The organism is Leptospira koniambonensis (assembly GCF_004769555.1).
GTDB lineage: Bacteria > Spirochaetota > Leptospiria > Leptospirales > Leptospiraceae > Leptospira_B > Leptospira_B koniambonensis.
In genome coordinates this window covers 159,398-173,890 of record NZ_RQFY01000006.1, presented here as the reverse complement: position 1 = coordinate 173,890, position 14,493 = coordinate 159,398, and the positions used below count along the sequence as shown (strand labels likewise).

Genomic DNA, 14,493 nt, shown 5'->3' with positions numbered 1-14,493 from the left:
GCTTTTCTCTTCGCTTGCGAGAATCATTGGATTGTTTGTTACACGAACTAAAGGAGAAGTTCTAAATTATTATTTTAGATTCCAAACTAGGACATTTAGCAATATAAATTTAAGGCATTATCTAGAAACACAAATTGTACGGAGTGGTTCACTTACTTTAACATTGGACTCAATGCCTTTTTCTAAAGACCAATAATACCCTTTCGTTTCCATATTGATCGGTAGTTTGAATTTTCCACCTTTGGCAACCAATTCCTCTAATTCGGATTCCTTTATTAATTCCAAACCTAGATTAGAACAATATTTTTGGGCCTTTTCATAGTTTTCATATGATAGAAAAAACTTTCCTTTGATTGTTTTAAAAGTTCCGAAATCCAAAAGATCGTCTTGAGGAAAAGTAAAATAAACTTCCTCCTCCTTGAATTTTGTAGTGATACTCGATAAGAATGTATTCAAATTTGTTGGCCTACATTCTGCTTTCCAGGAAAAAGTTCCTGCAACAATGATCTCAAACGGCTCTGAAATCGTGTTTCCTAAATAAGCGGAAGTAAGCACGTTCTGGCTTATAAACTCATTCACAGTCTCATCAGTTGAGACATTGGAAAAATCAAGCTCGTAAAAATCGAAAGGGAAAACTGAGAGATACGCATATTCTTCTGTAGATTCTACCTTTCCGAGTCTCATTGGAATTCTGACTTTTCTTTCCATTAAACTCCATGAAAGACTACCGGAAGTGGGTTTATATTTTTGTTTCGTAAGATCACAATATTTTTTCGCATTCTCATACAATTCTTTCGATGAAACTTCTTTCTGATCTGCAGAAATTAATGGATAATCCGACGGTTTTAAATTCGAACCTGCTTCTAGTAAAGAACTGAAAACCCAACCTCCAGCATAAAAATACCAAACTCCCGATTTACCATTCCATTCTGAATTTTTTCTTAAACGGACCTTAGGATGCAAAACCATTCCCTTGAGTAAGGTAAGAATTTGTTTAGAACCCTCTTTCGGCTCTGAATAGAGTGCAATATTTTCAGGCACAACAAAACTGATATCATTCACCGGCTCTACTTGGGAAAAAATCGCCGAATCAAGAATTTTATTTTTAACACCGCGACCAAGATTAGAATATAGCTGGCAAGTTTTGGAATTTTGACCAACGGAGAGATAAGTGAGTAAAACATTCCGTTTCACATTCCAATACGAGAAAGTAACAGGCAGAATCCCAGATTTTCCAAGTAAGGGTAGATTTAAATAAAGAGGTCCACCTTCTCCCGGATTAGAATCCTCGTCTTCTGTATAGGCAGCGACATTGGATTTCGTAATTAACTCTCCTAAACTTTCAAGGCTTGGATTAGGAGTGTCCCAACCAGAGACACCATTCCATTCTATGTCTAAGGCTCGAAAGGGATGATACGGATAGTTTTTTAAATCAGGATATGGTCGTACGGTTATCCCGCTGACAAGTTGTTCCTTATTCTCTCCACAGGAACTTTCCGTCGTATTGAATTCCAACAAATATGAATAACGAGGTTCTTTCTCACTCGAATTGACGGGTCCACCATCAATTAATATTTTATAATATTTCAAAGTTCCGTTATCCTCCAGATCTGGAGTTCCTAAAACGGATTTAATTTTCTCAACACTCGTTCCGACTCCAAAATCCGTTCCAAGGGAAACTTTCCTTTGATTGGGTAAAAATGAGAGTAAGCATGAAAGGAATAGTAAGACAACCGGAACAGATTTTGAATAACTTTGTATCCACTCTTTCGGAGAAGAAAGGATTTCCAATCTCGAAGAAAATAGATTTGGGATCGTCAAACCCAAAAGTAAAAAAATGAGATGAACAATAAGGCTGTGAAAAACTCCTAAACTCGCCGTATATATTCCCGAATGGAATTCACTATAAAGCGCAATCCCAGAATAGAGAATCACAAAGAGTGATTCCCAAACAAACAAGATCTGACCCCAAAGCGTATTTTGTTTAAAACTTTTAATTTCCTGAAACAAAACGGAGTATCTCCAGGCACCTAAGAAAAATAAGACAAAGGAAACATGATGAGGGAATTGATAAACAACATAGTCCTTCATCGAATGAACCCAATTCAAACGATAATGAGAAATACAAACTGCAAACGTTAGAATAAAAATCGATTGTCCCCAGTCCGATTTTCTTTTTTTAGAAATCAGGACCAGAAGGAAAGGTAGGATAGCAATTCCAAGTCCATAGAAAAGATTAAATTTTTCGAAAAAAGTAACGATTAACGCGATCAATAGACAAGAAATTATGATGACTATATTACCCTTGCCCTCTCGTCTTATAAATTTAAAAACTCGATAGAGCAAATACGAAAATCCTGTATAAAAGGGATATAAATACGTTTCCGGAATCGTTTCGGACGAACCCATATTTTCGGAAGAAATATAGAGGTGTTGAAATCTAATTAGAAAAAGAAAGACCCCCATCCCTAAAATTACCCCGAGAAATTCTAGGCCATCCCTGGTTTTAGCGAATATTCCATTATCTTTATGTAAATAATCGTAACTATAGAAATATATGGTGATTGCCAAAAATAGGACCAGACTACCTAAAAAAGCCAACCCAACAAAATTTTTTGGGTCTTCACCATATTTCGATTTCGAAAGAACAAATTCATTGTCTAGAAAATATATAAAACTGATCGAAACGATAATTAACATTCCGAGTAAGTTCAAACCGTTCACAAAACGCCAGGCAAAACCCCACGATTCTTCTAAAGAGGATTTCCTAGAAAGGATAGGTTGCAAAACTCCTTGCAGGAACATTGTCCCGCATATTGAGGTCAGAATAAATTTGGGATCAAATCCGTAGTCCTTCGCGGTTAAAGTCAATAGCAAAGGAACAATAAATGGAAGAAGAAGAAAAAATAGAAATAATAGCGTCTGAAAAACAAATTTGCGATTCATAGAATGCTTAAATCTCTATAAATCGCAATGTATGTCGATTCATTTTAGAATGTATTAAAAAAGATTTAGATAGAAAAGACCAAAACCGATTTGTCTTAACGTTTCGAATAAATCATATTTAATAAAAAATATAAATCAAAACACTTAAGGCTGCAAACTTCAGGACTTCCCATTTTTCCATCTTAGTTCTTCCATTCCATACAAGACCTAAACTTAAAAATGCAAAAAAGAACCAAACTCCAAAACCTGAATATAATACAAAAGACATCTTTCCGAGTTTTATAAGTTTCAATAGATATACAGAAAGTCCCGCAAGAAGGATAAACTGCAATACTCCATATACCTTTCTGGAATTAGAAATTATCGGATCGAATTTTGTATATGTGGATCTGTTTATTTCAGGGACCTTCTTCTCTCCCCCCAAAGACTCAGGTCTCCAATCAGGCTTTTTTATAAGAAGAAGAAGTTTATCTTTCCAACTAGGAGTAGCCTTTACCAAATTCCAAAGAGAAATATATACATGCAAATTTGCCCAGATAGGATTGAATGTAGGAAGAGGTTCTGTTAATCCGTAGATGGGTTCCTTCTTCTCTTCAGCATACGTTCCAAACCAGCGGTCCCAAAGGATGAGTATTCCACCATGATTCTTATCTAAATATTCAGGATCTCTTCCATGGTGAACTCTATGATGAGAAGGAGTCAGAAGCACTTTTTCCATCCAACCTAATTTTCCAATCAATCTAGTATGGACCCAGAATTGGTAGATCTTCAAAATTCCATGGCAGATAAAGAACATCCACCAAGGAATTCCAAGCAATGCCAAAGGAAGATTGAAGGCATATTCAAAAATCCTTTGGAACATAGATTGTCTAAGCGCAACTGTTAGATTAAATTCCTCACTGGAATGATGGGTCACATGGCATGCCCATAAAAAATGGATCTCATGAGTTGCCCTATGAAACCAATAATAAATAAAATCCACAGCAAGCAGAACAAATGTCCATGCAAGAAACGACTCTAGGTTAAATTGCCAACCCTCAGTTGTTTTTAGCAAAGGAGAAGAAGATGGAAATTCTCCAAAATGAAAAAGACTTTGGACAGAATAATATATTCTGATTTTATCATATAGAAGAATAGCTCCTAAAGTAATTATAACTCCGGTAAAAGAGTATAAAATCCCGGTCGCCAGATCAGAAACAGAATCATTCCATCTATAAACTGATTTCCTTCTTCCCCATATAAATTCTATCAAGGCCAGTCCCAGGAAAAAAGGAACCGCCTTGTCCAAAATCGTTTCTTGCATATCCCCACACTCTTCTATCTAGTTTACTGTATTTAAAAATTTTGCCAATTTACGGACCAAGAACCTAGGAGAGATCCGAACAGATTGTGCCATTACTTTGTTTGCTACTCCAGAGATCACTACAGCTCTACCTGCTTTCACTCCTTGGTAACCTACTTTAGCTACATAAGCCGCATCTGCCTTAGGAACAAGACCACTATTTAAGATCGCGGACTTATCCATTTCTGCTCGTTTGAAAAATTCCGTTTTAGTTGGTCCTGGACAAAGACAGGTAACATTCACACCATCTTTACGAACTTCTTCTGCAAGACCTTCTGAGAAGAATAGAACGTACGCCTTAGATGCATAATAATTCGTCATCATTGGCCCTGGTTGAAAAGCAGCAGTAGAAGCCACATTCAAAATTTTTCCAGAATGCCTTTCTCTCATATCTTTCAAAAAAAGATGAGTTAACTCAACAAGAGATATTACATTGACTTGGATAAGGTCTAACTCTTCTTTCAGATCTAATGAATGGAATTTTCCGTTTGTTCCAAAGCCTGCGTTATTGACTAAAAGATCTACGATGGCTTTTTTCTTTTTGGCGAAGTCGTAAATTTTTTTAGGAGTTTTTGGGTCGGATAAATCTGCGGAAAGGACTTCTACGTTTGCTCCCAAACTTTCCATTTCCTTTTTTACTGAGTTTAAGGTTTTGAGATTTCTTGCTACGAGTATTAGATCGTAACCATCTTTAGCGGCCAATTTAGAAATTTCGTAACCGATGCCTACACTTGCTCCGGTAATTAATGCTGTTTTTTTCATGATCTGTAAGATTCCTTTTTGAAAGAGTATAATTTCTTTTTTCGCAGCCAATTTTAGATTTAGATTTCCTTTCAGGAAAGTAGAAATTAGAAATTCATCCAAGTTCCTATTCTTTCTTAACGAATACTTGAAAAAGACTTTACCATCCTGCTTCTAAATGGATGATCCTAGGCTCTTATGATAAAACTACACGGTTATCCGATCAGCAATTATACGAATAAGGTCAAATTGGCACTTTTAGAAAAAGGTTTGGAGTTCGAAGAAATTCGCACTCCCTTCTCCCAAGACGAGGAGTTCCTACAAAAAAGCCCCATGGGAAAAATTCCTTACCTGGAAGTAGATGGAAAATACCTGGTAGAGTCCCAAGCAATTTTGGAATTTTTAGAAGACGCTTATCCCAATACCAAACGTTTGATCCCAGCAGATCCATTCGAAGCGGCTCAAGTTAGAACGATTATATCCTTTATCGAAAATTATATAGATATTCCTGCGCGCAGATTGTACGAGTCGATTGTAGAAGGAAAAACTATCACACCTGAAACTGTGGAGCTCACAAGAGCTTCCATCCAAAAAGGAGCAAAGGCTCTTTCCAGAATGGCAAAATTTTCTCCTTATATTGCAGGCAAAGAATTCACTGCAGCAGATTGTTCTGCGTTTGCCACCTTTCAGATCATAAATGATCATATCGCGGATTGGATCTCTCCAAATCCACTTTTCGAAATTCCAGGACTACAAGCGTATTTGGATATGATGATGCAAAATCCAAACGCTGCAAAAGTGGACAAACCAAAGTCAGTCGTGATGAAAGCTTTAAAAAGACTCCGCAAATAGAGAGGATCTAAACTTAGATTTTGTGCGCCGCGTTTTTATTTGAGAAAAATTCGGATCAAACCTAGTTGCAAAAAATCTGGTTGACTGGTTCGGTTCGCAAATTAACCTGCTGGTGTCTTTATGGAAGCAGAGAAAGTCATTTCGGTCCCTATCAAAGAACTTCCTCACTTAAAAGTGATCCTAGCCGGATGGTATAATTTTTTAAAGGATAGTTACGATCAGAAAGCGATAGACGCAAACGCCTTTAAAGACTCTTTAAAGACGAATGTGGTCTATAATATTGATTCCGATCAGGTAGAATTACTACTTTCAGGCACGGAACAATTGCTTCAAAACTTCCGCAAAAAACTTTCTTAGTCGCTTTAGGCTACTAAATCATATAGTTTTAATAAAGCATCTGGCTCTGGATCTCTTCCTAGAAAACGTTTGAATAGAACCATTGCGTTTTCAGAGCCTCCCTTTTCCAAAACCTCAGTTCTGTATTTTGCCGCAAGATCCGTATCAAAAATTCCCTTGGATCTAAATGCAAAAAAAGCATCCGCTGCTAAAAGTTCTGCCCATTTATAACTATAATAGCCTGCTGCGTACCCACCTGAGAAGATATGACCGAATCCATTCTGGAACTTGTTATATCCAGGAGGGAACAGAACACTTACTTCTTTTCGAACAGTATCCAGAATATTCTGCACTTCCGTTTCTGAATATTTTTGGAGATGGATCCTTATATCAAAAATTCCGAATTCTAACTGTCGAACCACTCCCATTGCAGCCAAAAAGTTTTTAGTATCCTTTAATTTTTGAGCAAGTTCCTTCGGGATTGGTTTTCCAGTTTCATAATGAAATGCGAAGAAGTCCAAAACCTCAGGTTCGTAAGCGAAATTTTCCAAAAACTGAGAAGGGAATTCCACTGCGTCCCATTCCACACCATTAATTCCACTCACAGGAGGTTCTTCTATTTTTGCGCAAAGATGATGAAGTGCATGTCCCATCTCATGGAAAAATGTTACTACATCCGAATGATTTAAAAGAGAAGGAGCAGAATCCTTAGAAGGAGGAAAATTACAAACCACAAATGCAGAAGGTAGAATTGTTTTACCGGAAAGTTTATTTCTAGTTTCCCAGTGATTCATCCAGGCCCCACCCTGTTTGTCCTTTCTTGCTTCCAGATCCAAATAAAGTCTTGAGATAATTTCGGAGCCATTTTTTACATGATAAACTTCTGTTTTAGGATCCCAGATGGGAGCATTCGTCTTCTCGAATTTTAATCCTAATAGTTTTTCTAAAAAGGAGAAGGTCCCTTTTACCACAGTATTCTTTTCGAAATAAGGACGGGTCAGCTCTTCATCAAAATCGTAGTCTCTTTTTTTTAATTTTTCAGAAACATAAGCGCTGTCAAAAGCTTGGAAGTCAGGAATACCAAGTGCCTCTGCAAATTTTTTGAGTTCTGATATTTCCTTCTCCGCTACTGGTTTTGCAAGTTTTCCAATTTTCTGTAGGAAGTCCAACACCTGCTCTGGAGAATCTGCTACCTTAGTCGCCAAAGAAGATTCTGCATAATTTTTATATCCGAGTAATTTTGCAGATTCATCTCTTAAAGCAAGGAGCTCTTCTAAAATTTTTCCGTTTCCTGGGGCGCGGGTTACATATGCTTTATATAATTCTTCTCTTTTAGAACGATTGGTTCCATAAGTCATATAACAATTATAACTTGGAAATTGAAGAGTGAAGGTATAAGTCCCATCTTCATTTTTGTACAATGCTTTGTCTGACTCAGGAATTTCTTTTACATCTTCTTCAGATTCGATCTTCATTTCGAAAGAATTTGTAGAGTCCAAAAGATTTTGAGAGAATTGGTTGGAAAGATCTGACAACCTCAGTTGGATTTCTTGGAGACGATTTTTTTTATCTTCAGGAAGTCCTACTCCACCCAGTTTGAATTGTAGGATTGCATCTTCCAGAACCTTGTTCTTAGGCCTGTCTAAGGAAGATTTTTCTTTCTCATATATTTGAGTGTATAATTTGAACAGTTCTTCGTTCTGTCCTAGTTCCGTATAAAATTCAGTGATCTCAGGAAGTATCTCGGTATAATGCTCTTGTGTTTCTTCACTATTCTTAACACTATTTAGGTGGGAAAGTACAGTGAACTCTTCCTGTAATTCCTCCATAGAATCATTCAGAGGTCGTATTACAGACTCGTAATTTACATCCTTCTTCTGAATAACATCTTCCAAAACCTTTTTAGTGTTTTGGATCTTTTCTCTCACCTTCTCCTTTTGGGCAGAAAGTGCAATTTGGGGAAATTCTCTAAATAGAACTGAAGAACTCATCGGTTCCAGACTTTCTCTTCCCGAATGGAAAAGCACCTATTTTCCATCTTGACAAGATTGAAAAACTGATTCGAATTCCCCCATCTTTCCTATGAAATCTTATCTTCTTATCCCGGTATTTATTCTTTGTATTGGCTGCACGAGCCCCCCTTTGCCCGTATTCCAAACCACGGAAGGAATCTGTCCCAAGTCGGATCTATTTGTTTTATCCCAACCTGAGATAGATGTGCAGACTGGAAATGATCTGGTAGGCATCTATTGTAAGGCGAATATCACTCCTGCTGGATTTGAATGGGAGATTAGCCTTGTGTTTAGAGATGAGATACATCCAAGCACATGGAAGGATTTTTTCTATAGAATTTACAGAAGGATACGTTATGGTAGGACCTACGACATTGAATCCTTTTTAGTTCGGTTGGAACCCGATAGTAAAACTTTCCAATTGGATCTGAAGAATGTTTATTCTGGAGATCAAATCTTCCAACAAGACCCGGTCGTTCATAAGGACAGGATACTTTCTTCTTCCCTTTTGGAAAATAGGAATTCTCTGCCAATTATCTATGTAAACACTTGGAATCATATGTTTGGGGAGAAGGATAATAATCCTGAGCTTTCCAAACAAGAGATCCAAATTTCAGAGTTTCGTTTCGGATCCAGAACCCAATTGGACGGGTATTTCGGGACTTATTGATAGGAAAAAGCCTTTTCCGACCGGAGGATCTCAAAATCCTGGAAGAAACTAAAAACGAAGCAGGAGTTCTCACTATGGCTAAAATCCCTACTTCCCCCTTCGCGGAACTAGGTCCCAAAACTCCGGTGGAAACCGGAACCGTAAAACGGGGTATTTACGGTAGATATCTGGAAGAATTTACAGAAGGTGCAATTTTCGAACATCCAAGAGAACTGACAATCGATCGTTCTTTTGCACAAGAGTTTGCTACCACTTTTATGGAAGCAAATCCACTTTATCTTTCTGCTCCTTATGCACAAGCTCACGGATTTAAGGATCTATTAGTTTCTCCTTTGATGGTGTTCAATATAGCACTTTCTTTGGGAGTTCAAAACGATTCAGAAAAAGCACTCGCGAACCTTGGATACTATGACGTTCAATTCCTGAAACCTGTATATCCAGGAGATACTCTTTCTGCCAAAACCAAAATTATCAAAATTGATGATAAGGGAGCGGATAAACCAGGGATCGTTCATGTTCGTACGATCTGTTTGAACCAAAACAAGGAACTAGTACTTCAATACGAAAGAAAGATCATGATCTATCACTCTAACGGAAAACCGAAAGGAACTCCAAAACCAGTGATCAAAGAAGCTTTCTTCCCTGAAACTGATAGCCCAGTGATCGAACTTCCTGAGTTAAAATTCCCAAAAGGTTTCGAAACGGCTACCTGGACAGATACTTATTTCGAAAATTTCGCAGCTGGTCAGATCTATATCCACCAAAATGGAAGAACTATCACTGACGAACATTTCCCTTGGACCTACAGAGTTGGGAACACTCATCCACTTCATTACGACAAACTTTACTCTTCCGGAATTTCCGGACCGATGGGTGGAGAACCTGTTGTTTATGGAGGACTCGTATTTGCATGGTTATGCGGGCTTTCTTCCAGAGATGTGACTGAGAATGTTATTTGGGATCTTGGATTCACCGAAGGATATCATACTCAACCTTCTTTCAGCGGAGACACTGTGACTGCGATCACTAGAGTTCTATCCGTAAAAGATAGAGGAACAGAGTTTGGGATCCCTGCGGGAGAAGTTCATCTTCAGTTCATCGGTCTGAAAAACATCAAGGCAAACGACGCCTTCGAAAAATTCGGAGCAGATCTATTCTTAAAAGAGAACGATAAGAAAAAACACGGTAAGGAAAAACTTCCTGAGAAAATTTTCGAAATCGAAAGAAAGATCCTAGTTAAGAAAAAGTAACACTAACTTCAAATTAACGATCAAATTTAAAAACCCGGCTCTGCCGGGTTTTTTATTGGTTCGCACGGAGATCGCAGAGTTCACGGAGTTTTTGGGTTTAGTAAATTTTAATCCCTCAGCGCTCTCTGTGAACTCGGCGCGAAACTAACCTTCTAACGTTGCGCTCATTGAGCCTTTGGATGCGGGAAGAAGTGGATCCGGCCCGTAATTTAAAATTAGATCTTGGATATGTTCTGCGTGTTCTAATTCGCCAGCAAACACTACAGTCTTTTTTTGGGCGTCTACTTCTACAGCGTGACTGAACGCTTGCTCTGGAGTCATCTTACAAACATCCATAAGCATCATGATCACATATTCGTAAGTATGTTCGTTATCATCCCATAAAACCACTCTCCAGGGTCCCCCGATTTGCACCGGATCTTCTGTGGTGATTTCTTCTATTGAGGGTGAGTTAGGCATGGCACGAAAAACTTAAGACCCGGCAAACACCGGGCTATTTGTTATTTGGATTGGACTGCTTTTTTCGCCAGTTCCACTATGTTTTTGGATCTAAGCCCGAAATAATCCAGAAGTCCAGACCAAGTACCGGATTTACCGAAAGTATCTTTCATTCCTAATTTCAGAACTCTAACTGGATGTTCTTCAGATAAAAATTCGCTGACTGCAGAACCGAGTCCACCGATCACATTATGCTCTTCGCAAGTTACAACTGCACCGCAAAGTTTAGCATATTTTAATATAGCTTCTTTATCGATAGGTTTGATGGTCGCCATGTTCAAAAGAGTAGCTTGGATACCTTCTGCTTCCAGTTCTTTTACTGCGATCATTGCCTCGTTGACCAGAACTCCGTTTGCAATGATAAGAACGTCTTTACCTTCTCTCATCACTTCTGCTTTTCCAATCTCGAATTTATAATTTTCTCTTTCGATCAAAGGAAGATTAGGACGGCCGACTCTTACATAAACCGGTCCTTTATAATCTGCGATTGCATGAATGATCTGTTTAGTTTCGTTATAATCAGAAGGACAGATCACTACCATTTCAGGAATTGCTCTCATTGTTGCGAAATCTTCGATACATTGGTGAGAAGCTCCGTCCTCACCTACAGTAATTCCACCATGAGAAGCTACTAATTTTACATTTAAGAAAGGATAAACTATGCTATTACGAACTACTTCCCAGGCTCTTCCGGATAAGAACATCGCGAAAGAAGAAGCAAATGGAACGTAACCTGCAAGAGCGAGTCCGGCTGCATGTCCCACTAAATTCTGCTCAGCAACTCCTACGTTGAAAAAACGGTCAGGAAATGCCTTTGAGAATTTATTGGTTTTAGTAGAACCGGAAAGATCCGCGTCTAGTACTACGATATCGGAACGTTTTGCACCTAATTCGTGCAATGCGTCTCCATAACCGTCTCTGGTTGCTTTTTGGTCTGCGCTAGATGCGGATACTGCTCCCATTAACCTTTCAATGCTCCTGCTTTATCAGTTCTTTCCCAGGTGAAAGTTTCTCCACTTCTTCCGAAATGCCCGTAAGCAGCGGTTTCCCTGTATTTTCTTCCCTTCTCCAATAATTGTAAGGATTCAGTAATCCCTCTTGGAGTCAGTTTGAAGTTTGCTTTAATTCTTTTTACAATCTCTTCTTCGGAAAGTTTACCAGTTCCGAAAGTGTCAACGTGAACCGAAACAGGCTCAGCAACACCGATCGCATATGCCAACTGCACCTCACACTGAGAAGCAAGTCCTGCAGCTACCACGTTTTTCGCGATATATCTTCCCATGTAAGCTGCGGAACGATCCACTTTGGATGGATCTTTTCCGGAGAATGCTCCACCACCGTGTCTTCCGTAACCACCATAAGTATCTACGATGATCTTACGTCCTGTAAGACCGGTATCTCCGTGTGGTCCACCAATGATGAACTGTCCAGTTGGGTTGATAAAATATTTCGTATCTTTCAAAAAGTTCGCAGGGATAACCTTCTTAATACATTCTTCAATTACAGATTCTTCAAGCTGTTTGTGAGAAACGTCTGGAGAATGTTGGGTAGAAATTACAACGGTGTCAATACGAGTAGGCTTTCCGTTTTTGTATTCTACAGTTACCTGAGACTTTGCGTCAGGGCGTAACCATTTCAATTTACCGTCATGACGTAATCCAGACAAATATCTGACTAACTCATGAGAGTAATAGATAGGCATAGGCATAAGTTCTGGAGTTTCGTCGATAGCGAACCCGAACATCAAACCTTGGTCACCTGCTCCTTGCTCTTTAAAAAGACCTTCTCCCTCAGTAACACCTTGAGAAATATCAGGACTTTGAGCATGGATATGAGAAGAAACTACAGCGAACTCAGCGTCAAAACCTAAAGAAACATCGTTGTATCCGATATCCTTGATCACATTTCTTGCGATCTCTACCGCGTCGATCTTGCCCTTGCTAGTTACTTCTCCGGCAACTACTACTAGGTTAGTAGTCACTAAAGTTTCGCATGCTACCCTGGATTTAGGATCCTGAGCTAAATAAGCGTCCAGAATTGCGTCGGAAATTTGGTCGCAAACCTTGTCCGGGTGTCCTTCCGATACGGATTCCGAGGTAAAGATGAAGTCTTGAAGGGACATTCGATTGTAATTCCTGTTAAAATTAATTCGAAGGGGAGAATCTTCCCCGCCTAAAACTATAAACCTATGCAAGTCGTCACTGTCAAGTGAATCCGACCCAACCTTTTCCAATCCTAGAAGGGTTCTTTAGGAAATTTAGTCAAAACTTCTGAATTTGGTTTGTAGGATTTATACGGTGAAAAAAGCATTTCTTAGATGAAAATTCGGGTCTCCGATATTAAGGTAAAGAACCGCATTCGTAAAGATTTGGGCGACTTACATGGTCTCAAATCTTCCATACAAAACTTAGGGCTTTTGCATCCGATCATTATCGACTTGGACAATAAATTAGTCTCTGGCGAAAGACGCCTGGAATGTGTGAAACTTCTGGGCTGGGAATATGTTGATGTACGAATCGTAGATGTACGAAGTAAAAAAGAAAGAGTTTTGATCGAAGCCGAAGAAAACAATGTACGGCTACCGTTTACCCCGGAAGAACAAGAAAGGGCTCAAAAGCTATTAAGAAGATATTCCCATACTGGGATCCTTGGTAGATTGTTTGCCTGGTTATTGGATCTTTGGGAATGGTTTTGGTCCTGGCTTTTCAAAAACTAAACTAAATCAAACCTATCCATCATCCCCTCATTCAAAACGTTTCTGTTAAGAGACCTGGAAATTTTTTTACTCACCAAATGGAACTTGTTATATGATCCTGGTGAGGTGTAAAATTACCCCTTTGTAAAAATTTTGCACCGCAAAAGAGGGGTAGGAAACAAAAATTTATTAATTAGATTTACAAAAAGGAATCTCTTCTCTATCTTGAGCAATCCATACCAAGGAGATCTCTCGAATGAAAAAATCTTCGATCCTTATAATCTCCGCCGCTATAATGGTCAGCTTTGCTGCATGTATCGGTGGACTTCCCGGCTTAAAAAGTAATTTCTCGGTCGGTGAACAAGACATTCCAGGAGTAGGAGTTAAGAAGCTTTTCGCACCTTATTCTGAAACTGTGAACTATTGGGGATACATCAAACCAGGACAAGCCGCTGACGCAGTAGTAAACGGAAAGAAATCATATTTCCTTTATATTTGGGTTCCAGCAGCAATCGTTGAATTAGGTGTTCGTCTAATTTCCCCTACCGGAGAAATTGGTGAGCCATCTAGCGACGACTTCCAGAGTGAGGCTTTCAAAGCTGCAACTGCTGAAGAAAAAAGCATGCCAAACTGGTTCGATACTTGGATTCGCATAGAGCGCTTAGCAGCTATTATGCCAAACCAAATTGAAGGAGCGGCTAAAGGAAAAGCACTTCAAACTCTTGGAGACAATGATGATGGAGACGATACTTACAATGAAGAGCGTCACAATAAGTACAACTCTTTACTTCGTATCCAAATTCCAAACATTCCAAAAAGCTTAGATGAACTTAAAAACATCGACACTAAAAAACTTTTAGTTCGCGGTTTATACAGAGTAACTTTCACCACTTACAAAGTGGGAGAAGTGAAAGGTTCTTTCGTAGCTACTGTTGGAGTTCTTGGCCCTCCAGGTGTTCCAGGTCTTTCTCCTATTCTTCACGCAAACCCAGCTGAATTGCAAAAATTGGCTACTGATGCAGAAGAAAAATTGAAAGCTGCAATTGCTGGAGATAAGAAGTAATACTTCTTTTTCCTGCTTTGCTTAAAGCCGAAAGCCGTCGGGTAAAACCGGCGGCTTTTTTTATACCTTTTTCCCTTACCTCTTTTTT

The 14,493-nt window shown here is 38.9% G+C and carries 13 protein-coding genes; 6 read left to right on the top strand and 7 right to left on the bottom strand.

Translation table 11 applies throughout. The features are described from left to right. Positions 1–117: 117 nt before the first annotated feature. The 3 genes from EHQ52_RS14320 to EHQ52_RS14310 all read right to left on the bottom strand — a co-directional run bounded on the left by EHQ52_RS14320 (position 118) and on the right by EHQ52_RS14310 (position 5,050). Positions 118–2,346 (bottom strand): hypothetical protein, encoded by a 2,229-nt coding sequence (locus EHQ52_RS14320; protein WP_135615877.1) that lies wholly within the window; start codon positions 2,344–2,346, stop codon positions 118–120. 718 nt (positions 2,347–3,064) lie between these two features. After that, positions 3,065–4,249 (bottom strand): sterol desaturase family protein, encoded by a 1,185-nt coding sequence (locus tag EHQ52_RS14315; RefSeq protein ID WP_135615876.1) that lies wholly within the window; start codon positions 4,247–4,249, stop codon positions 3,065–3,067. A gap of 18 nt (positions 4,250–4,267) precedes the next feature. Then, positions 4,268–5,050 carry an SDR family NAD(P)-dependent oxidoreductase gene (locus EHQ52_RS14310; protein ID WP_167492221.1) on the bottom strand — a complete coding sequence of 261 codons (783 nt, stop codon included), beginning with the start codon at positions 5,048–5,050 and terminating at the stop codon, positions 4,268–4,270. A 177-nt stretch (positions 5,051–5,227) separates the two neighbouring features. Between EHQ52_RS14310 and EHQ52_RS14305 the strand changes: the two genes are divergently transcribed. Further along, entirely contained in the window at positions 5,228–5,881 is a 654-nt protein-coding gene (locus EHQ52_RS14305; protein WP_135615874.1) for a glutathione S-transferase family protein, read from the top strand. A 120-nt stretch (positions 5,882–6,001) separates the two neighbouring features. Beyond that, the gene (locus EHQ52_RS14300) at positions 6,002–6,238 is read left to right on the top strand and encodes a hypothetical protein (protein ID WP_135615873.1); all 237 of its coding nucleotides are present in this window, start codon (positions 6,002–6,004) and stop codon (positions 6,236–6,238) included. A 5-nt stretch (positions 6,239–6,243) separates the two neighbouring features. On the opposite strand, the gene EHQ52_RS14295 is transcribed toward EHQ52_RS14300, so the two are convergent. Beyond that, positions 6,244–8,208, bottom strand: a complete 1,965-nt coding sequence (locus EHQ52_RS14295; RefSeq protein WP_208653510.1) for a M3 family metallopeptidase — start codon at positions 8,206–8,208, stop codon at positions 6,244–6,246. Positions 8,209–8,299: 91 nt separating this feature from the next. Between EHQ52_RS14295 and lsa23 the strand changes: the two genes are divergently transcribed. Together lsa23 and EHQ52_RS14285 are read left to right on the top strand one after the other, a co-directional pair. After that, complete coding sequence (lsa23, locus tag EHQ52_RS14290) at positions 8,300–8,899, top strand: surface adhesion protein Lsa23 (protein ID WP_135615871.1); 600 nt, start codon at positions 8,300–8,302, stop codon at positions 8,897–8,899. A 74-nt stretch (positions 8,900–8,973) separates the two neighbouring features. Next, positions 8,974–10,149, top strand: coding sequence for a MaoC family dehydratase (locus tag EHQ52_RS14285; protein WP_135615870.1), 1,176 nt, complete (start codon positions 8,974–8,976; stop codon positions 10,147–10,149). A gap of 144 nt (positions 10,150–10,293) precedes the next feature. Here the strand turns inward: EHQ52_RS14285 and EHQ52_RS14280 are convergent, their stop codons facing one another. From EHQ52_RS14280 to metK, 3 genes are read right to left on the bottom strand one after another with little or no spacing between them, the layout of a single operon-like run. After that, a complete protein-coding gene (locus EHQ52_RS14280; protein WP_135615869.1) occupies positions 10,294–10,608 on the bottom strand; it encodes an ATP-dependent Clp protease adaptor ClpS in 315 nt (104 codons plus the stop codon). A 41-nt stretch (positions 10,609–10,649) separates the two neighbouring features. Beyond that, positions 10,650–11,609: a transketolase family protein gene (locus EHQ52_RS14275; RefSeq protein WP_135615868.1), complete on the bottom strand. Its 960-nt coding sequence runs from the start codon at positions 11,607–11,609 to the stop codon at positions 10,650–10,652. Further along, the gene (gene metK / locus EHQ52_RS14270) at positions 11,609–12,769 is read right to left on the bottom strand and encodes a methionine adenosyltransferase (protein ID WP_100709548.1); all 1,161 of its coding nucleotides are present in this window, start codon (positions 12,767–12,769) and stop codon (positions 11,609–11,611) included. The genes EHQ52_RS14275 and metK overlap by 1 nt, the downstream gene beginning before the upstream one ends. 195 nt (positions 12,770–12,964) lie before the next feature. Between metK and EHQ52_RS14265 the strand changes: the two genes are divergently transcribed. Next, a complete protein-coding gene (locus EHQ52_RS14265; RefSeq protein WP_086446566.1) occupies positions 12,965–13,363 on the top strand; it encodes a ParB N-terminal domain-containing protein in 399 nt (132 codons plus the stop codon). A 235-nt stretch (positions 13,364–13,598) separates the two neighbouring features. Beyond that, positions 13,599–14,405, top strand: coding sequence for a major surface lipoprotein LipL32 (gene lipL32, locus EHQ52_RS14260; RefSeq protein WP_135615867.1), 807 nt, complete (start codon positions 13,599–13,601; stop codon positions 14,403–14,405). The last annotated feature ends 88 nt before the right edge of the window (positions 14,406–14,493 follow it).